This is a genomic window from Nocardia farcinica (assembly GCF_001182745.1).
In the GTDB taxonomy this organism is placed as follows: domain Bacteria; phylum Actinomycetota; class Actinomycetes; order Mycobacteriales; family Mycobacteriaceae; genus Nocardia; species Nocardia farcinica.
Window position 1 is genome coordinate 2,494,687 of record NZ_LN868939.1, and the last position, 18,948, is coordinate 2,513,634.

Here is an 18,948-nt window from a genome sequence, read left to right on the forward strand (position 1 = left end):
CTGGTGACGGCGGCGCTCACCCGATGCGGCGCCGCCCGGCACCCCAGGATGCCGCGCCACCTGGTCGGGAGTACACGAGTGTCTCACTCAGCGGGTCGCCGCGGCGCCTTCCCGCGGTCGTCACCACCGCCGCTGCCGATAGGCTGTCGGCATGTCCGTGCGCACTCGTCAGCCCCTCGTTCCCGGCACACCGACCCCGATCCGGGAGGTGCCGCGCTCCATCGAGCGACCGGAGTACGCGTGGAAGAAGACCGCGAAAGAGGGCAGCGAACCGTGGGTGCAGACCCCGGAGACCATCGAGAAGATGCGGATCGCCTGCCGCATCGCCGCGCAGGCGCTGGAGGAGGCCGGTAAGGCCGTCGCACCGGGGGTGACCACCGACGAACTGGACCGGATCGCGCACGAGTACATGTGCGATCACGGCGCCTACCCGTCCACGCTCGGCTACAAGGGCTTCCCGAAGTCCTGCTGCACCTCGCTGAACGAGGTGATCTGCCACGGCATCCCGGATTCGACGGTCATCCAGGACGGCGACATCGTCAACATCGACGTCACCGCCTACATCCACGGCGTGCACGGCGACACCAACAAGACCTTCCTGGCCGGCGACGTCGACGAGGAGGTCCGGCTGCTGGTCGAGCGCACCGAGGAGGCCACCAACCGGGCCATCAAGGCGGTGCGGCCGGGCCGGGCGCTCAACGTCATCGGGCGGGTCATCGAGGCCTACGCCAACCGTTTCGGCTACGGCGTGGTGCGCGACTTCACCGGGCACGGCGTCGGCCCCACCTTCCACAACGGCCTGGTGATCCTGCACTACGACCAGCCCGCGGTGGAGACCGTCATCGAGCCCGGGATGACCTTCACCATCGAGCCGATGATCAACCTCGGCGGCATCGACTACGAGATCTGGGACGACGGCTGGACCGTGGTGACCAAGGACCGCAAGTGGACCGCGCAGTTCGAGCACACGCTGGTCGTCACCGAGACCGGCGCGGAAGTGCTCACTCTGCCGTGACCGCGGCCGGACACCGCCGGTGAAGGGCGCGCTGCTGGTCGCGGGCACCACCTCCGACGCGGGAAAGAGCGTGGTGGTGGCCGGGCTGTGCCGGATGCTGGCGCGCCGTGGCGTGCGGGTGGCGCCGTTCAAGGCGCAGAACATGTCCAACAACTCCGTGGTCACCCTCGACGGCGGGGAGATCGGCCGCGCCCAGGCGTTGCAGGCCCGCGCGTGCGGGCTCGAACCCAGCGTGCGGTTCAACCCGGTGTTGTTGAAACCCGGCAGCGACCGGCGCTCGCAACTGGTGGTGCGCGGTCAGGCCGTCGACACCGTCGGCGCCGCCGACTACTTCCGCCACCGCACCGCCCTGCGCGAGGTCGTCGCCGCCGAATTGGCTTCGCTGCGGGCCGAATTCGACGTGGTGCTCTGCGAGGGCGCCGGTTCGCCCGCGGAGATCAACCTGCGCGCCACCGATCTGGCGAACATGGGGCTGGCCCGCGCCGCGGACCTGCCGGTGCTCGTCGTCGGCGACATCGACCGCGGCGGCGTGCTGGCCCACCTGTTCGGCACCGTGGCCGTGCTCGAGCCCGACGACCAGCGGTTGATCGCCGGCTTCGTGGTCAACAAGTTCCGCGGCGACGTCGACCTGTTACGGCCCGGGCTCGACCGGCTCGCCGAACTCACCGGCAGGCCCACTCTCGGCGTCCTGCCGTTTGCCGAGGAGCTGTGGCTGGACGCCGAGGATTCGCTCGGCACCGTCGCCGACGCGCCGGTCGGCCGGCCGCGCCCGCCGGTGGGGACCGAGTGGCTGACGGTCGCGGCGGTGCGGTTGCCGCGCATCTCCAACTCCACCGACGTGGAGGCGCTGGCCTGCGAACCCGGCGTCGCGGTGCGCTGGGTGAGCGAGCCCTCCCGGCTCGCCGACGCCGATCTCGTCGTGGTGCCCGGCAGCAAGTCGACCGTCTCGGATCTGGCGTGGTTGCGCCGCACCGGTCTCGGCGAGGCGTTACGGGCGCGGGTGGCCGCGGGCCGGCCGGTGCTCGCGATCTGCGGCGGGTACCAGATGCTCGGGCGGCGCATCGTGGACGAGGTCGAGTCCGGGGCGGGCGAGGTCGCCGGGCTGGGCGTGTTCGACCTGGAGACCGAGTTCGCCGCGCCGAAGGTGCTGCGGCGGGTGACCGGGGTGGGCGCGGGAAACCCGGTGCGCGGGTACGAGATCCACCACGGCCGGGTGCGCCGGTCCGGCGATGCGCCGTGGCTCGGGCTCGTCGACGCACCGGAGGCGGCGGTCGACGGGGGCGAGGACGCCGTGCCGCTGTCGCCGGAAGGGTCCGTGACGGGCGGGGCCTGGGGCACCCACGTGCACGGGCTGTTGGAGAGCGACGGGTTCCGCCGCGCCTGGTTGCGGGAGGTCGCCGCGCGCGCCGGTCGCCACGGCTTCCAGGTGGCGCCCGACACCTCGGTGGCCGCCGTGCGCGCCGGACAACTGGACCTGCTCGCCGATCTGGTCGAGAAGCACCTCGATCAGGACGCGCTCGAGCGGATCCTCACCGATGGTGCGCCCACCGGGCTCCCGGTGCTCACCGTCGGGCAGGCGTAGCGGCATCGGTGTGACGCGACCCCTTCGACGCCACCCCGCGCCGGTGTACCGTCTCGACATGGAGTCTCGCCGGATCACGGTCGGCGACCGGACGTTCACCGTCCGCGTCGACGGCCCCGAAACGCGACACACGGTGCTGCTGCTGCCCGACGTGGGCGACCCGGTCGACGTGTTCGACCAGGTGGTGGCCCGGCTGACGACCTCGGATCTGCGCACGCTCGCGGTGGAGTCGGTCGAGGGCCTCGAACCCGCCGATGTGCATGCCCTGCTCGACGCCCTCGGTGTCCCGTACGCGCACGTCGCCGGGCGTGGCGCGGGCGCCGAGATCGGCTGGCAGCTGTGCTCGGGCCCGTTCGGACGGTTCATCAGCCTCGTCGTCGCCGACCGCGCCCACCCCGCCGTCCCCGGCCCGGACGGCACCGTCGCCGACACCCACTGCCGCCCGCTGGAACTGCCGGTGACCGTGCTGGTCACCAAGGGGCTGCCGCGGCCGGTGGCCGACGCCTCCGGCCGCCACGTCTACGGCGAATTCCGGGTGGTGGAGGTCGACGTCGACAATGTCGCCACCGAGGCCGACCACGAAATGGCCACCGAGATCGTGCTACGCACCAGTCTCTGGTGAGGCCGCCGCGCGCCGGTATTCGGCGAGCCAGTCCAGCCACCGGTCCAGCTCGGCGAACGCCTGCGCCCGCGGCTGCTCCGACGACAGGAACACGTCGTGGCGGGCGCCGTCGATCGGCACGATGTTGGTGCGGTCGCCCAGGCAGCCCGACCAGCGCTGGATCTGCTTGACATCGAGCACCGTGTCGGCCACGTCGGCGGCGGGACCGTACTTGCGCAGGAACTTCGTCAGCCGTGAGCGCAGGATCAGCGAGGGCACCCCCACGTCCAGGCCCTGGTGCAGCCGGAAGTGCCCGCGCCGGATCGCGCGCAGCCAGCCGAACCGCACCGGCGCACCGGCCAGCGGCTTCCAGTCCAGGTTGTAGTCCCATTCCCCGGCCACGCTCTTGTGCAGGCTGTCGCCGTAGGTGCTGATCCCCGCGCCGGGCAGCCGGGAGGTGGCCCGGAACCGGCCGAGCGCGTCGATCAGCGGCGTGCCGATGGTGCGGTAGTACGAGGGCCCCTGCAGATCGAACCAGGGGCTGTTGAGCACCAGCCCGATCACGCCGGCGGCGGCGGTGCCCCCGGCCCGATTGCGCCGGTCCAGCCACAGCGGCACGATCAACCCGCCGGTGGAGTGCGCGACCAGCAGCACCGGCGCGCCCGTCTCGGCGCGCACGATGCGCAGCGCCTCGTCCAGTTCGGCGTCATAGAAGGCCAGGTCGGTGACGTAGTGCGGGCTCTGGCCGGAGCGCAGCGAGCGGCCGCACTTGCGCAGGTCAAGCGCATAGAACCGGTGCCCCCGCGCGGCGAAGTGCTCGGCGAGGTGGCGTTGGAAGAAGTAGTCGGTGAACCCGTGCACGTAGAGCACGGCGCAGTCGGTGGCCTCGCTTGCCGAGCCCGGCACGTGCCGCACCAGCGTCGCCGCGATGTCACCTTCCCCGTCGGGGTCGGCGCCCAGCTCGATGGTGTGCTGTTCGTAGTCCGCGCCAAGGACGTCCGGCCGCCACCGCGCCCCGCTCGCCGCAGTGATATCGGACACGCCCGCGGAGGATTCTTTCGTCACGAGAGCCAATCTAGGCCAGCGCTACCCAGGAAAGTAGACCCCACACGACCAGCGGCGCAGGAGGAATCTTTGTCACATTCACCGGGTCCGCTGCCGGGATCGCAGGAGATGAGGTGCACAATTGGCCTCAGGTGAACGGCGGGTAACCTACCCCCGCCGAGTCACGCCAGGCTCGTTACAACCCAGGCAGGCCACGGTGGCCGCGCCAGACAGTGACAAGGAAGTCGATCTACCCGTGCCGAACGCTGCCAGGACTGAAAAGACCGATGTGGTACTCATCGGTGCCGGAATCATGAGTGCCACCCTCGGCGCGCTGCTCCGCCGGCTCCAGCCGGAGTGGTCGATCTCGTTGTTCGAGCGACTCGACGCCGCCGCCGCCGAGAGCAGCGACCCGTGGAACAACGCGGGCACCGGCCACTCGGCACTGTGCGAGCTCAACTACAGCCCGCAGCGCCCCGACGGCTCGGTGGACGTGAGCAAGGCGATCGACATCAACGAGCGCTTTCAGGTCTCGCGGCAGTTCTGGGCCTACGCGGTGGAGAACGGCATCCTCGGTGATCCGTCCCGCTTCATCAACCCCATCCCGCACGTCAGCTTCGTGCACGGCGCCGACGACGTGCAGTACCTACGCAAGCGCTACGACGCGCTCGCGCCGCACCCGCTGTTCGAGGGCATGGAGTTCATCGACAGCCCCGACGAGTTCAGCCGCAGGCTGCCGCTGATGGCCAAGGGCCGCGACTTCTCCGACCCGATCGCGCTGAACTGGACCGACGGCGGCACCGACATCGACTTCGGTTCGCTCACCAAGGAACTGCTCGCCTACCTCGGCGCCACCGGCGCGGACCTGGCCTTCGGCCACGAGGTGCGCAACCTGTCCAAGGAGTCCGACGGCAGCTGGACGGTCACCGTGCGCAACACCCGTACCCGCCGGACCCGCACCATCTCGGCCAAGTTCGTCTTCGTCGGCGCGGGTGGCGGCGCGCTGCCGCTGCTGCAGAAGTCCGGCATCAAGGAGATCAAGGGCTTCGCCGGGTTCCCGGTCAGCGGCCAGTTCCTGCGCTGCACCAACCCCGAGCTGATCGACAAGCACGAAGCCAAGGTCTACGGCAAGGCCGCCGTGGGCGCGCCGCCGATGTCGGTGCCGCACCTGGACACCCGCGTCATCAACGGCAAGCCCGGCCTGCTGTTCGGCCCCTACGCGGGCTGGACCCCGAAGTTCCTCAAGGACGGCAGCAACGCCGACCTGTTCAAGTCGGTGCGCCCCGGCAACATCGCGCCCATGCTCGGCGTCGGCGTCACCGAGTTGTCGCTGGTGAAGTACCTGGTCTCGGAGCTGCTCAAGTCGCAGGCGGGCAAGGTCTACACGATGGAGGAGTTCATCCCGCGCGCCAACGGCCGCGACTGGGAACTCATCACCGCGGGCCAGCGCGTGCAGATCATCCGCCGCAAGGGCGTGGGTGGGGTGCTGGAGCTGGGCACCGCCGTCATCGCGGCCCAGGACGGCACCATCGCCGGTCTGCTCGGCGCCTCGCCGGGCGCGTCCACCTGCGTCACCGCCATGCTGGACGTGTTGCAGCGCTGCTTCCCGCGCGAATACGCCGACTGGACCCCGCGACTGCGCGAGATGATCCCCTCGCTCGGGGTGAAGCTGTCCGAGGACAAGGCCCTGTTCCACGAGGTGTGGGACTGGACGACCAAGGCGCTGCACCTGTCGGAGTCGAACACGCCGCAGGCGGCCGGGGTCGGTTCCGCCGTCTGAGCCGTCCGAGCCGTCCGCGCCGTCTGCCGTACGGCCGTGACCTGCTCGGAGCCCGGCGACGGCGCGCTGTGCGACCGCGCAGCGCGCCGCAGATGTGGCGGGCAGCGGCCCGGGTGTGATAGCAAAGCGCGATGATGTCGACAGTTGTTCTCAAACGTTCCTGGGCCGCGGATCTCGACACCGCCACCCTGTACCAGCTGTTGAAACTCCGCGTCGAAGTGTTCGTCGTCGAACAGAAGTGCGCGTACCCGGAGTTGGACGGGCTCGACCTGCTGCCGGAGACCCGCCACTTCTGGCTCGACGACGAGGGTGAGGTCATCTGCACCCTGCGCCTGCTCGAAGAGCACAACGACGGCGTCAAGTCCTTCCGCATCGGCCGCCTCTGCACCGCCCCCGCCGCCCGCGGCCACGGCTACACCACCCGCCTGCTCCAGGCCGCCCTCGCCGAGGCCGGTTCCGCCACCGTCCGCCTCAACGCCCAGACCTACCTCGTGGACATGTACGCCAAGCACGGCTTCCAGCCCGACGGCGCGGAATTCGTCGAAGACGGCATCCGCCACGTTCCCATGCGCCGCGGATAGACCGACTCCGGATCGACCGGCTGCTTCGGCATCGACGGCCGGTGGATCGGCGATCCGGCAGACATACCGTCCGCCGCCGCCGTCGCGGGGGAGCGGCGGCGGGGTGGTGGTCCGGGGGTGGTGGCGGCGTGCTTAGGGTGGGGGTGTGTCGTTGTCCCACGCTGAAAGAGCGCATGCCGGTGGTTCGTCGGTGACGGAGGAGGCGGGGTTTCCGTTCTCGGCCGTGGTCGGGCAGGAGCGGCTGCAGTTGGCGCTGATCCTGTGTGCGGTGCATCCGGGGATCGGCGGGGTGTTGGTGCGCGGCGAGAAGGGCACCGCGAAGTCGACGGTGGTGCGGGCGCTGGCGCAGCTGTTGCCGCCGGTGGTGGACGAGACCGGGGCGCGGCCCGCGCGACTGGTGGAGCTGCCGGTCGGCGCGACCGAGGACCGGGTGGTCGGCTCACTGGATCTGGAGCGGGTGCTGCGCGACGGCGAACAGGCGTTCCGGCCCGGGCTGCTGGCCGCCGCCCACCACGGCGTGCTCTACGTCGACGAGGTCAATCTGCTGCACGACCACCTGGTGGACGTGCTGCTCGACGCGGCCGCGATGGGCCGGGTGCACGTCGAACGCGACGGCGTCTCGCATTCGCATCCGGCGCGCTTCGTGCTGGTCGGCACCATGAACCCGGAGGAGGGCGAGCTGCGTCCGCAGCTGCTGGACCGTTTCGGCCTCACCGTCGACGTGGCCGCCTCCCGTGACGTGGACGTCCGCATGACCGTGGTGCGGCGCAGGCTCGACTACGAGGCCGACCCGGCCGGGTTCGCCGCGCGCTACGCCGCCGCCGACCGGGAGATCGCCGACCGCATTCTCGCCGCTCGCGAGCGGGTCGCCTGCGTCGAACTCGACGACACCGAATTGCGCCGGATCGCCGCCCTGTGCGCGGCTTTCGACGTCGACGGCATGCGCGCGGACCTGGTGGTCGCGCGCACGGCCACCGCGCACGCCGCGTGGCGTGGGGCCGACGCGGTCGAGGTCGAGGACGTGCGGGTGGCGGCGGAACTGGCGCTGCCGCATCGCCGTCGCCGTGACCCCTTCGACGAGCCGGGCATCAGCGAGGACCAACTCGACCAGGCCATGCGCGACGCGGCCGAGCAGGCCGAACCGCCTGCCACGGACGAGCCGGACCAGCCGCCGCGCTCCGCGGACCGCGGCGAGGATCCCGGCGACGGCCCCGACGACCCCGGCACACCGCCCGAGGGCGGGCCGGGTGGCGGGCAGGCCCCGAAGGCCGGACCGGCACCCCGGCGCCCGGCGCCGCGAAACCGCCGCGCTGGGAGGTGCCCGGCGTCGGCGAGGGCGCCCCCGGCCGCCGTTCCCGCGCCCAGACCCGCACCGGCCGGGTGGTCCGCTCCACCACCGAGCCGGGCACCGGCCTGCACCTGCTCGGCACCGTCTTCGCCGCCGCGCCGCACCAGCGCACGCGCGGCCGCCTCGCCGGGCCGCTCGCGCTCGCCCCGGAAGATCTGCGCGGCGCGTATCGCGAAGGCCGCGAAGGCAATCTGGTCGTGTTCGTGGTCGATGCCTCCGGCTCGATGGCCGCCAGGGACCGGCTGTCGGCGGTGACCGGCGCGATCGTCACCTTGCTGCGCGACGCCTATCAGCGCCGCGACAAGGTGGCGGTGGTGAGCGTGCGCGGCGCGACCGCGGACCTGGTGCTGCCGCCGACCTCCTCGGTGGACATCGCGGTCCGCAGGCTCGCGGGCCTGCGCACCGGCGGCAAGACCCCGCTGGCGGCGGGTCTGCTGCGGGCGCGCGAGATCGTCGCCCGCGAGCGCGTCCGCGACCCGCGCAGGCGGCCGATGCTGGTGTTGCTCACCGACGGCCGCGCCACCGGCGGCGCCGATCCGGTGGGCCGGGCGAAGACGGCGGCGGGGCTGCTGGCCCGCGACGGCGTCACCGCGATGGTGGTCGACTGCGAGCGCGGCATGGTCCGCCTCGGGCTGGCCGCCGACCTGGCGCGGGCGCTGGGCGGCACGCTGGTGCGGCTCGGCGAGCTGACCGGAGCGGCGGTCGCCGACGTCGTGCGCGCGGCCGACCCCGCCCGATCGCCGCGCGCCGCCTGAGCGGGTCAGCGGCCGGAGGTGGTAGCGCAGCTGGCCGCCCGCTCGACGGATCGGGTGGTGAAGTGAAAGTGCCTGTGCGGCACGGGAATACGAGGAGTGAGGATGCCTAAGGGTGTGCCGGAGACGGTGCCCGACGACGGGCTGACCACGCGGCAGCGCCGCAACCAGCCGGTGCTGGCCGTGCACACCGGTCCGGGCAAGGGCAAATCCACCGCGGCTTTCGGGATGGCGTTGCGCGCCTGGAACCAGGGCTTCGATGTGGCGGTGTTCCAGTTCGTCAAGAGCGCCAAATGGAAGGTGGGGGAGGAGGCCGCCTTCCGCACGCTCGGAAAGCTGCACGAGGAGACCGGCGTCGGCGGCCCCGTGCAGTGGCACAAGATGGGCGAGGGCTGGTCCTGGACCCGCAAGCACGGCAGCGAGGAGGACCACGCCGCCGCCGCGCTGGCCGGGTGGCGGGAGATCGCGCGCAGACTCGCCGCCGAGGAGCACCGGTTCTACGTGCTCGACGAGTTCACCTATCCGCTCAAATGGGGCTGGGTCGACGTGGACGAGGTGGTCGCCACCCTGGTCGACCGGCCGGGCAACCAGCACGTGGTGATCACCGGCCGGGACGCGCCGCCCGCGCTGCTGGAGGCCGCCGACCTGGTGACCGAGATGACGAAGGTGAAGCATCCGATGGACGCGGGCCGCAAGGGCCAGCGGGGCATCGAGTGGTGAACGGCCCGGTCCCCGCGGTGGTCGTCGCCGCGCCCGCCTCGGGGAGCGGCAAGACCACGCTGGCCACCGGCTTGATCGGCGCGCTGCGCCGCGCCGGGCACCGGGTCGCGCCGTTCAAGGTCGGGCCCGACTACATCGATCCCGGCTATCACGGTCTGGCGGCGGGACGGCCCGGCCGCAACCTCGACCCGGTGCTGGTGGGCGCCGAGCGGATCGCGCCGCTGTACCGCCACGGCACGGCGGGCTGCGACCTGGCCGTGGTGGAGGGGGTGATGGGCCTGTTCGACGGCCGCATCGACGAGGGCGATCCGGCCCCGGTCGCGGAGGGCTCCACCGCCCAGGTGGCCGGGCTGCTCGGCGCGCCGGTGGTGCTGGTCGTCGATGCCCGCGGCCACAGTCAGAGCCTGGCCGCGCTGCTGCACGGCTTCGCCACCTTCGACAGCGGCGTGCGGCTCGGCGGTGTGATCCTCAACCGGGTGGGCAGCGAACGGCACGAACAGGTGCTGCGCGCGGCCTGCGCCCGCGTGGGGCTGCCCGTGCTCGGCGCGCTGCCGCGGATGGGGGCACTCGAGGTCCCGTCCCGGCACCTGGGTCTCATCCCGGCCGTGGAGCACGGTCGCGCCGCCACCGACGCCGTGGCGGCGATGACCGATCTCGTCGCCGCCCACGTGGACCTGGGCGCCGTCGCGGCCCTGGCCCGGTGCGCGGTGGCCGAGCCCGCGTGGGATCCGGCGGACGTGGTCCGCACTGCGCCGGCCGGCCACCGGGGGACCACCGATGCGCAGCCTGCCGCGGCGGACGGACCGGTGATCGCGATGGCCGGTGGAGCCGCCTTCACCTTCGGCTACGCCGAGCACCGCGAGCTGCTCGCGGCGGCAGGCGCGCGGGTGGTCGTGTTCGATCCCTTGCGTGACGAATTACCCACGGGCACAGCGGGTCTGGTGTTGCCCGGCGGGTTCCCCGAGGAGCACGCCGCGGCGCTGGCGGCCAACACCCCGTTGCTCACCGAGGTGCGGGAACGCGCCGCCGCCGGGCTGCCGATCCACGCCGAATGCGCGGGCCTGCTGTATCTCACCCGATCCTTGGACGGCCACGCGCTGGCCGGGGTGGTCGACGCCGAGGCCGAATTCGGTCCGCGCCTGACCCTCGGGTACCGCGAGGCCGTCGCGCTGGCCGATTCCCCGCTGTGGCAGGCCGGCGAACGCGTCCGCGGCCACGAATTCCACCGCACCCGCCTGACCACCGCCGTGGTCGACCGGCCCGCCTGGGGCTGGCGCGACCCCGCCGGTGCCACCGTCCGCGAAGGGCTGCTCACCCGCCGCGTGCACGCCTCGTACCTGCACACCCATCCCGCCGGAAACCCGAGCGCGACGGTCCGGTTCGTCGCGGCGGCCGCCGACCACGCCCGGATGCCGCGGTGACCACCGCCGGTGCCGCCGGGCTGTCGGCGCGGGAACTCGCGGTCGGCGTCGGGTGCCGCCCCGGCACCCCCGCCGCCGACATCGTCGCGGCGGTGCGCGCCGTGCTGGGCGAGCACCGCTGCCGTCGGCTGGCCACCCTCGACCGCCGGGTGGCCGACAGCGGGTTGCCGGACGCCGCGGTACAGCTCGGTGTTCCGCTGCTGGCCTACCCACCCGACCGGCTGGCCGCCGTCTCGGTGCCGAACCCGTCGGCCCGCGTGGCCGCGGCGACCGGCGCGACCGGCATCGCCGAAGCCGCCGCGCGCCTCGCCGCGGCGGGCGGGCCGCTGGTCCTGGCCAAGACCGTGGTCGGCGGGGTCACCGTCGCGGCGGCGGCGTGCGCCTGATCGTCCAGGGCTGCGGTTCGTGCCGGGCCGAGGGCTCGGTCACGGCGCGACCGCGCCCCAGTCGGCGAAGCCGGTGGGATCGTGCCGTCCGATGCTCGCGTGTTCGAACAACCCCCAGCCCTCCGCGTCCCCGCAGCGGGCGTGCGCGACATGGTCGGTGACACCGAACGGGATGCGGGGGACGATCGCCGGATCGGTGAGGTCGTAGCGACGGAACTCCGCCCAGCCGCGCCCCTTCCACTGGCCGTGCTGCCAGTCCGGGTCGCCGCCGTACCCACAGCCGACATGCAGGGGAATGCCGGTCCCGGTGCGGATCTCCACCTCGAGCGGTTTACCGTCGGGTGTGGTCATCGACAGCCGGGCGCCGACCGGATGCCGCGATCCGGACCGGTAGTCGATGTCGACGCGCGGCCAGCCCAGCTGCTCGACGCGTCCGTCCGGCCAGACCCGCACCGCGTCGTTGAGGGTGCGGTAGCCGTCCGGGTTCTCCTGCACGATCACCACCACGGCGAAGTCGTCGAACCGCAACGGCACGTACAGCCACCAGAAGCCACCGGAGGGCTCGGCGGCGGCCCGTCCGGGCGGCTCGGCCTCCCCGACCGGGCGGATGCCCCAGGACCGGTCGCGGGTGCCGGTCCACACCTGCTCGTCCACGGTGATGTCGGTGCCCTCGACACTGAGCGTGCCCGACCACGCGCCCACCTGCGCGAACCGGGACGCATCGATGATCGGGCGGGCGCCGTTGAGGATCAGGTGCGGCTGCTCGGCCACCGTGGGGAACGCGCCGGTCCAGGTGAGGTCGCAGGCGAGGTCGTCGTGCTCGCAGACCACCCGCAGCCGGTGCAGCGGTTCGAGCACCTCGATGCGGTAGCCGCCGACCCGCATGTCCAGTCCACGATCGCCCAGCGCGTCGGAGAAGCGCACCGACCGCACCAGGTCGCCGCGCCGCACCGCCAGGTAGGCGTCGGTGACGCCGAGATTGGGGTACACCCCGAACCCGGTGATCGCCAGGGTGCCGCCGTCGCGGTCGTGGGCGTTGAAATAGCTGCGGTCGTAGAAGTTCCGGTCGCTGCCGGCCACCCGGGCCAGCGAGAGCGGGGTCTGGTGGACGGGATATTCGTCCAGGGGTACCGGCGCCGAGCCGGGCACGCGCGTGGCTGCGCTCATCGTGTCCTCAATCCCATTCGTAGGTGCCGTCGAGCATCGCGGCCAGCACCGCGCGGTGCATGACGTAGTCGTCGCGGTCGGCGCAGTCGGTGTCCTCGCCGAAGTGCAGCATCCGCCGCTTGATCCTGGCCATCACGATGGCGTGTCGCAGCGCGGCGTAGACCAGGTAGAAGTCCAGGTCGCGCACGGTGTGGCCGGTGATCCGCTGGTAGGTGGCGACCACATCGGAGCGGCGCAGGAAATCGGGCAGGCCGGGCTGGTCGAAGCGGGTGGCGATGTCCTGGAAGAAGCGATGGATGAACACCGTCCAGGCCACGTCGATCTCGCGGGGGCCGAGCGCGGCCATCTCCCAGTCCAGCACCGCGACCGGTTCGAAGCCGTCGAAGATGATGTTGCCGGGCCGGGCATCGCCCCAGGAGAGCACTTCCGGGCCGGGATCGGCGGGCCAGTGCGCCTCGAGCCAGTCGAAGCCGCGCTCGATGATCGGGATGCGGTAGCCGTCGTCGGCCAGCGCCCAGTCGTACCAGGCGCGATGCCAGTCCACGTGCCTGCGCAACGCCGGGCCGGGACCGTCCAGCATCGGGAACCTGGCGGCGGCGTCGGGGATGGCGTGGACGGCGGCGATCGTCTCGACCGTGCGGGTGGCCAGTAGCGCCCGTTCCTCGGGGGTGGCGTCGAAGAGCCAGCCGAGGAAGACGTAGGGCGGATTGTCGGTGGGAATACGGCCCTCCACCCGTCGCATCACGAAGAACTCGGTGCCCAGCACCGCCGGGTCGGTCTCGAGCCAGTACAGCTGCGGCACCGGCACGTCGGTGGCCGCGGCGACCCCGGCCATCACGTGGTACTGGGTGGCCAGGTCGTAGGTGTGGAAGACGGGGAAGTCGCGCGGGTCCGGCGCCAGCCGCGCCACGAACGCGCCCTGCTCGGATCGCCCGCCGACCTGCCAGGCGGCGTCGAAAAGCACCGAGGTACTCGACATTCCGGAGTTCTGCGGTCTGCTGAGTCCCGTCACCACCGGTGCCGAATCCGCGCCGGTCCGCTCGTGCAGCCAGGCCGACAGGTCGGCGGCGAGGCCGTCGAGATCCCGCTCGCTGACCGTCAACTGCCGCCGCTGCGCGGGATCTGCCTCGCCTGCCATCGTGAACCTCCTGAGGCTGTGCTTCATCGCCCGAGCGGGACGCCCACGGGGGCCGGCGCGCCGTCGCATCGAGTGAGGCCGACTGTAACGCGTTACAGTTCTCTCGCGGGGGTGAAATCGTCGGAAACCGCGAGCGACACGCCGAGAATCGACCGGCCGGGAAGGTTCCCGGTCTGCGTGCGAACGCCGGGCGGGCAGGCCGTAGGCTCGACCACTGTGCCGAACACGTCAGACACCACCGAGGACCAGGTAGCCGAGCCGCATTATCTCGTCGGACTCGATCTGCGCGGCCGCCGCGTCGTCGTGGTCGGCGGCGGGACGGTCGCCGCGCGCAGGCTCGGGCTGCTCATCGCCGCGGGCGCGGACGTGCACGTCATCAGCCGGGAGGTGACACCGACCGTCGAGGGCATGGCGAGCTCCGGCCAGATCCGGGTGACGCTGCGCCCTTACGCCGACGGCGACCTCGCCGAGGCCTGGTACGCCATCGCCTGCACCGACGAACCGGAGACCAACGCCGCCGTCGTCGCCGAGGCCGAACGGCGCCGGGTGTTCTGCGTGCGCGCCGACAACGCCCGCCTCGGCACCGCCGTCACCCCCGCCACCGCCCGCTACGAGGGCCTGACCCTGGGCGTGCTGGCCCGCGGCGCGCATCGCCGCTCGGCCGCGGTCCGCACCGGGCTGCTCGAGGCGCTGCAATCCGGTGTGGTGGCCGACGATTCGGTGCCGGTCACCCCCGGCGTCGCCCTCGTCGGCGGCGGTCCCGGTGACCCGGACCTCATCACCGTGCGCGGCCGCAGGCTGCTGGCCCGCGCCGACATGGTGGTCGCCGACCGGCTCGCGCCGCCGGAACTACTCGCCGAACTCGGCCCGCACGTGGAAGTCGTGGACGCGGCGAAGATCCCCTACGGCCGGGCGATGGCGCAGGAGGCGATCAACACCGCACTCGTCGAGGGCGCCCAGGCGGGCAAGTTCGTGGTGCGACTCAAGGGCGGCGACCCGTACGTGTTCGGCCGCGGCTACGAGGAGGTGCAGGCCTGCGTGGCGGCGGGCGTGCCGGTCACCGTGGTGCCCGGCGTCACCAGCCCGATCTCGGTGCCCGCGGCGGCGGGCATCCCGGTCACCCATCGCGGCGTGACGCACGAATTCGTCGTCGTCAGCGGTCACGTCGCGCCCGATCACCCCGATTCGCTGGTGGACTGGTCCGCGCTGGCGCAGTTGCGCGGCACACTCGTGCTGATGATGGCCGTCGAACGCATCGAACAGTTCGCCGACGCGCTGCTGGCGGGCGGCCGACCGGCCGACACCCCGGCAGCGGTCGTCCAAGAGGGCACCCTGCGCACCCAGCGCGTGCTGCGCGCCGACCTCGGCACGGTCGCCGCGCGGGTGCGGGCCGAGGGGATCCGGCCGCCCGCCATCATCGTCATCGGACCGACCGCCGCCTTCGCGCTCGCGGACATCGGCGCCCTCACCGGTTCGGCCGGTCAGTAGCCGTACCCGTGCGTACCGGAAACCGTCGAGCCGTCCACTACAGTGGCTCACTGTGCTCGAGAACCCCGCTGCGACGACGCAGTTTCCGGTGACGCAGCGCGCCTTCGGGCTCGCCATCCTCGTGTTGAGCGGGCTGCAGCTGATGGTCGTGCTCGACGGCACGGTGGTGATCTTCGCGCTGCCGCGGCTGCAGGACCAGATGGGGCTGTCCAGCGCGGGCAGCGCCTGGATCGTCACCGCCTACGGCCTGACCTTCGCCGGGCTGATGCTGCTCGGCGGGCGCCTCGGCGACGCGTTCGGCCGCAAACGCATGCTCATCGCCGGCGTCGGGCTGTTCACGGTCGCCTCGCTGCTGTGCGGCCTCGCCCACTGGCAGGCGATGCTCATCGCGGCGCGCGCGCTGCAGGGCGCGGGCGCGGCCATCGCGGCCCCCGTCGCCTTCGCACTGGTCGCCACCACCTTCGCACCCGGTAAGGCCCGCAACCAGGCGATCGCCATCGTCGGCTCGATGGTCGGCATCGGTTCGGTGGGCGGGCTGGTGGTCGGCGGCGCGCTGACCCAGCTGTCGTGGCGCTGGATCTTCCTGATCAACGTGCCGATCGGCGCCCTGATCATCCTCGGCGCGATCTACTGCCTGGCCGACACCGGCCACCACCGGGTCGCTCTCGACGCGCGCGGCGCGGTGCTCGGCACGCTGGCCTGCGCGGCGATCGTCTTCGGCGCCACCGAGGGCCCGGAGCTGGGCTGGTCGCATCCGGCCGTGATCGGCGCGCTGATCGGCGGCGCGATCCTGCTCGTGGTCTTCGTGATCGCCGAACGCAACGTCGACGATCCGCTGCTGCCCTGGTCGCTGTTCGACAGCCGCGACAGGGTCACCACCTTCGTGCTGATCCTGCTCGCCGGCGGTGTGCTCGGCGCGATGACCTACTTCGTCGCCCAGTTCCTGCAGAACGTGCTCGGCTACGGTCCGCTGCAAGCGGGCGTGGCCTCCATCCCGTTCACCGTCGGCATCGGCATCGGCGGCGCGCTGGCCTCCAAACTGGCCATGACGGTCGCGCCGCGCTGGCTGCTGTTCGGCGCCGCGCTGGTGCTGGCCGTCGGCCTGCTGTTCGGTTCCACCCTCGACGGCGAGGTGTCCTACCTGCCGACGCTGCTGCCGCTGCTGATCGTGATCGGCTTCGGCGTCGGTGTCGCGATGGTCGTCACCCCGCTGTGCGTGCTCGTCGGCGTACCGCCCTCCGACATCGGCCCGCTCTCGGCGGTCGGCCAGATGTTCATGAACCTCGGCACCCCGATGGCGATCGGCATCCTCACCCCGGTCGCGGTCTCGCGCACGCTGTCGCTGGGCGGCACCACCGGCAAGGTCTCGGCGATGACCGACGCCCAGATCGTCGCGCTCGGCGAGGGCTACACACTGGTGCTTGCGGTGTGCGCGGGCGTGGCCGCCGTCATCGGCCTGATCGCGCTCACCCTGCGCTTCACCCCCGAACAGATCGCCAGGGCCCAGCACGCCCAGGAGGAAGCGCAGCGGAGCTGACCCGGCTCAGAGGGCCGCGGAGTGGGGGCGGTCGCTGACCACCCGCAGCGGGCGGTCGCTGCGCCCGGATGTGCTGTCGCAGCAGGACGCGGTCGGTCAGCTGTCGCGGTGGTCGCAGTACATGCGCGCGATTCCGGTCGAGGACCGCGACGCGTGGACGCAGGCGGCGTCGCAGACAGTGGGATTGTTCGCCGCGCCAGTGTGCGCACCGAGACCGCGCCGGGCCCGCTGGACCAGCTGTCGCGGCAGCTCGCGCGGGCCGGGCAGTTGCCCGCGCACCGGCGCCGCCCGCACGGAGTGCACGGGCCGGGAATGCGGGCGGCGGCGCGGATGCTCTGGTCGACCACCTCACCGGTCACCGCGAATCTGGCGTTGATGGAGGCGCTGGTCGAGTGTCTGCTCACGGTGCGCGACATGCTTGCCGCGGTCGACCGCGCGCACGCCGCGCGGGTGATGGCCGGGCACGCCCGCGCCGCGCTGACCGAGGTCCACATGCGGTATCAGGGCCTCGACCCGGCGAAGCGGTACGTGCGCGACTACGGGTCGCCGGTGTGAGCGGCCCAGCAGCGGGCGCGGGTGATCGTCGACCGTGTCGATGCGCCGGCCGCGCGGAGGTGGAGAACGAGATCGCCCACGCCCGGGACGGATGGAATGCCCGCCGGATTGCCCGCAGCGGGTTCGAGGGCCGCCGCATCGACGAGCACGGCCAGATCCTCGAGCTCCCACTCCACTAGGAAGTCGACTGCGCAGCGTGCCGCCGGACCGCTGACGCCGCCCTCGACCGGCACCGCCAACCGGCGCGGTGCCGGGGCGGGGGAAAATGCCGCGCATGACCCGCGATCGGTTGGCGTGGATGGAGGAAGATCCCGACTTCGCCCTGAGCACGGCCCGGCCGGGGAGCCGCCGGCGAAGAAGCAGCAGAAGAAGCCGTCACGGCCGGCTACGGATCCGTTCGGCGGGCACGTGACGCCGCAGATCCGCCCTCGCACGATCCCGGAAGGGAGCGCGGCCGCGGTCTGGAACACTGAACGCCGAGCTGCCGCGCCCTCCCTCAGCGGGAGGGCTTGCCTTCTGCCCCCCGGGCCGTCGGGCGGGACACGATCCGGCCACCACGTCGCCGATGAGCGGTTACAGCGCGGCTCCCCACGGAGGTTCTCAACCAGGCCCGCAAGCTGGCCGCCGAACGGGGAATGACCACGGGTGCTTTGGGGGCGGAGTTGTTTGATTTCGTCGACCGCGCTGTGGTTCTCGTAGTTCCGACAAAACACCTTCCGGAGGGGGACACACCTTCTGCATCTCCACCCCCTCAAGGCGCGTATTTCGTCCGCCGAAACTCGGTAGTGAGAATGACCCGTCCGGAGGCTCCCGAACTGGGCCCGCGCTGCACCGAGCCCATCGTGCAGCTTCCGTTGGGCCGCCGCCGCAAGTGGTGCTCGTACTACTGCCGGCGCTGCGTCGACGAAAAGGGTCAGAAGTATTGGCGGTTTGCTGCGCTTCGCTTGCCTCCGCACTCAGTGCGGAGGCCTGTCACTGACACCTCTGCCGTCCCCGGGCTCACGCCAGAACCCGGGGTTTGGGATATCTTGCTCACCCGTTGACGGACTGAATCCGGGCGTCATCGGCGTGGGAAGCGCCAGCGCGTGGCCAGATAGGCGATGGCGTTGAGAATGGCTTCATCGCGCCCGCTTCGTGGTTCTCCTGCGTCGAGCCGGTCGGTGACGCGGTTGATGACGCTGGTGGTCGAGTGAGGTGAGGACAGAATGCTCACTGTCAGCGCCGCGCTAAGGCGGGGTGAAGCTCAGCGTGCAAGGAACAGCCAGCCTTTCTGGCGGGTGACCGATGCAGCAGTGTGGAGATTGAGCCGACCAAGATGCTGAGTTCCTCGGTGATCTGTCGGAGGCGGCGCGGGCCCGGAGCTGCTGCGCTCGTGTCTGCTTGGCGTGTCGGCCACGATCTTCCGGATCGTTCGCTCGCTGACACCGAGTTGCTCGGCCATCTCGCGCCGCCGAGTCCGGCGCCTGTGCCCACGCGAAGCGCTACGCTCACACCCCGACCCCGGGGAGAGAGGGTGAGCACGCGATGACGTACTACCCGCCGCCGAGGTACCGGTGTCTGAACCTGCGCTGCCCGGAGACCTACCACCCGCTGCCGACCTGCCCGTACACGCCGCTGACCACCGTGGTACCGCCGCGAACACGGCCGCTGACCCCACGCGAACGCGACGTCGTCGACCACATCTACCGGCTCGGCCAGGCCGGCGAGCTACGCATCCTGCCCACGCACCGGAAGTGGTGGGTCACCGCGGCCGTGGCCTTCGTCCTGCTGCTCATCATCTTCTGACCTGCATCACCGGTTCGCGGCTGGGAGTCTGTGTGGTTCGCGCGCCGG

16 protein-coding genes and 1 pseudogene are annotated in these 18,948 nt (G+C 72.0%); 13 read left to right on the forward strand and 4 right to left on the reverse strand.

Going from position 1 to position 18,948, the window contains the following annotated elements; translation table 11 throughout:
* Positions 1–151 precede the first annotated feature (151 nt).
* From map to AMO33_RS28295, 3 genes are read left to right on the forward strand one after another with little or no spacing between them, the layout of a single operon-like run.
* Entirely contained in the window at positions 152–1,015 is an 864-nt protein-coding gene (gene map, locus AMO33_RS28285) for a type I methionyl aminopeptidase (protein ID WP_011210623.1), read from the forward strand.
* A 19-nt stretch (positions 1,016–1,034) separates the two neighbouring features.
* Positions 1,035–2,597, forward strand: coding sequence for a cobyric acid synthase (locus tag AMO33_RS28290; protein WP_060594864.1), 1,563 nt, complete (start codon positions 1,035–1,037; stop codon positions 2,595–2,597).
* Between the two features lie 58 nt (positions 2,598–2,655).
* Positions 2,656–3,219: a hypothetical protein gene (locus AMO33_RS28295; protein ID WP_011210621.1), complete on the forward strand. Its 564-nt coding sequence runs from the start codon at positions 2,656–2,658 to the stop codon at positions 3,217–3,219.
* On the opposite strand, the gene AMO33_RS28300 is transcribed toward AMO33_RS28295, so the two are convergent.
* The gene (locus tag AMO33_RS28300; RefSeq protein ID WP_011210620.1) at positions 3,199–4,239 is read right to left on the reverse strand and encodes an alpha/beta hydrolase; all 1,041 of its coding nucleotides are present in this window, start codon (positions 4,237–4,239) and stop codon (positions 3,199–3,201) included. The genes AMO33_RS28295 and AMO33_RS28300 overlap by 21 nt on opposite strands.
* A gap of 316 nt (positions 4,240–4,555) precedes the next feature.
* Between AMO33_RS28300 and mqo the strand changes: the two genes are divergently transcribed.
* From mqo to AMO33_RS28330, 6 genes and pseudogenes are all read left to right on the forward strand, one after another.
* A complete protein-coding gene (gene mqo, locus AMO33_RS28305) occupies positions 4,556–6,022 on the forward strand; it encodes a malate dehydrogenase (quinone) (protein WP_050768308.1) in 1,467 nt (488 codons plus the stop codon).
* A 131-nt stretch (positions 6,023–6,153) separates the two neighbouring features.
* Positions 6,154–6,603: a GNAT family N-acetyltransferase gene (locus tag AMO33_RS28310; RefSeq protein ID WP_011210618.1), complete on the forward strand. Its 450-nt coding sequence runs from the start codon at positions 6,154–6,156 to the stop codon at positions 6,601–6,603.
* 151 nt (positions 6,604–6,754) lie between these two features.
* A pseudogene (locus AMO33_RS28315) lies at positions 6,755–8,706 on the forward strand (magnesium chelatase subunit D family protein).
* A gap of 102 nt (positions 8,707–8,808) precedes the next feature.
* The gene (gene cobO / locus AMO33_RS28320) at positions 8,809–9,423 is read left to right on the forward strand and encodes a cob(I)yrinic acid a,c-diamide adenosyltransferase (protein ID WP_060594865.1); all 615 of its coding nucleotides are present in this window, start codon (positions 8,809–8,811) and stop codon (positions 9,421–9,423) included.
* The gene (locus AMO33_RS28325; RefSeq protein ID WP_060595196.1) at positions 9,420–10,844 is read left to right on the forward strand and encodes a cobyrinate a,c-diamide synthase; all 1,425 of its coding nucleotides are present in this window, start codon (positions 9,420–9,422) and stop codon (positions 10,842–10,844) included. Before cobO ends, AMO33_RS28325 begins: the two co-directional genes overlap by 4 nt.
* Positions 10,841–11,230 carry a cobalamin biosynthesis protein gene (locus tag AMO33_RS28330; RefSeq protein WP_240327340.1) on the forward strand — a complete coding sequence of 130 codons (390 nt, stop codon included), beginning with the start codon at positions 10,841–10,843 and terminating at the stop codon, positions 11,228–11,230. The genes AMO33_RS28325 and AMO33_RS28330 overlap by 4 nt, the downstream gene beginning before the upstream one ends.
* 39 nt (positions 11,231–11,269) lie before the next feature.
* Here the strand turns inward: AMO33_RS28330 and AMO33_RS28335 are convergent, their stop codons facing one another.
* Both AMO33_RS28335 and AMO33_RS28340 read right to left on the reverse strand, forming a co-directional pair.
* Positions 11,270–12,397 carry a DUF7064 domain-containing protein gene (locus AMO33_RS28335; protein ID WP_060594866.1) on the reverse strand — a complete coding sequence of 376 codons (1,128 nt, stop codon included), beginning with the start codon at positions 12,395–12,397 and terminating at the stop codon, positions 11,270–11,272.
* Positions 12,398–12,404: 7 nt separating this feature from the next.
* Complete coding sequence (locus tag AMO33_RS28340) at positions 12,405–13,535, reverse strand: phosphotransferase family protein (RefSeq protein ID WP_060594867.1); 1,131 nt, start codon at positions 13,533–13,535, stop codon at positions 12,405–12,407.
* 216 nt (positions 13,536–13,751) lie between these two features.
* Here AMO33_RS28340 and cobA point away from each other — a divergent pair, with 216 nt between their 5' ends.
* The 3 genes from cobA (at position 13,752) to AMO33_RS28355 (ending at position 17,115) form a co-directional block, all read left to right on the forward strand.
* Positions 13,752–15,023, forward strand: coding sequence for a uroporphyrinogen-III C-methyltransferase (gene cobA / locus AMO33_RS28345; protein ID WP_060594868.1), 1,272 nt, complete (start codon positions 13,752–13,754; stop codon positions 15,021–15,023).
* A gap of 52 nt (positions 15,024–15,075) precedes the next feature.
* Positions 15,076–16,560, forward strand: coding sequence for an MFS transporter (locus AMO33_RS28350; protein ID WP_011210610.1), 1,485 nt, complete (start codon positions 15,076–15,078; stop codon positions 16,558–16,560).
* Between the two features lie 201 nt (positions 16,561–16,761).
* A complete protein-coding gene (locus tag AMO33_RS28355) occupies positions 16,762–17,115 on the forward strand; it encodes a hypothetical protein (RefSeq protein ID WP_060594869.1) in 354 nt (117 codons plus the stop codon).
* Between the two features lie 1,060 nt (positions 17,116–18,175).
* Here the strand turns inward: AMO33_RS28355 and AMO33_RS31810 are convergent.
* Positions 18,176–18,328 carry a hypothetical protein gene (locus tag AMO33_RS31810; protein ID WP_159005608.1) on the reverse strand — a complete coding sequence of 51 codons (153 nt, stop codon included), beginning with the start codon at positions 18,326–18,328 and terminating at the stop codon, positions 18,176–18,178.
* A 311-nt stretch (positions 18,329–18,639) separates the two neighbouring features.
* Between AMO33_RS31810 and AMO33_RS28360 the strand changes: the two genes are divergently transcribed.
* Positions 18,640–18,900, forward strand: a complete 261-nt coding sequence (locus tag AMO33_RS28360; protein ID WP_060594870.1) for a hypothetical protein — start codon at positions 18,640–18,642, stop codon at positions 18,898–18,900.
* Positions 18,901–18,948 lie beyond the last annotated feature (48 nt).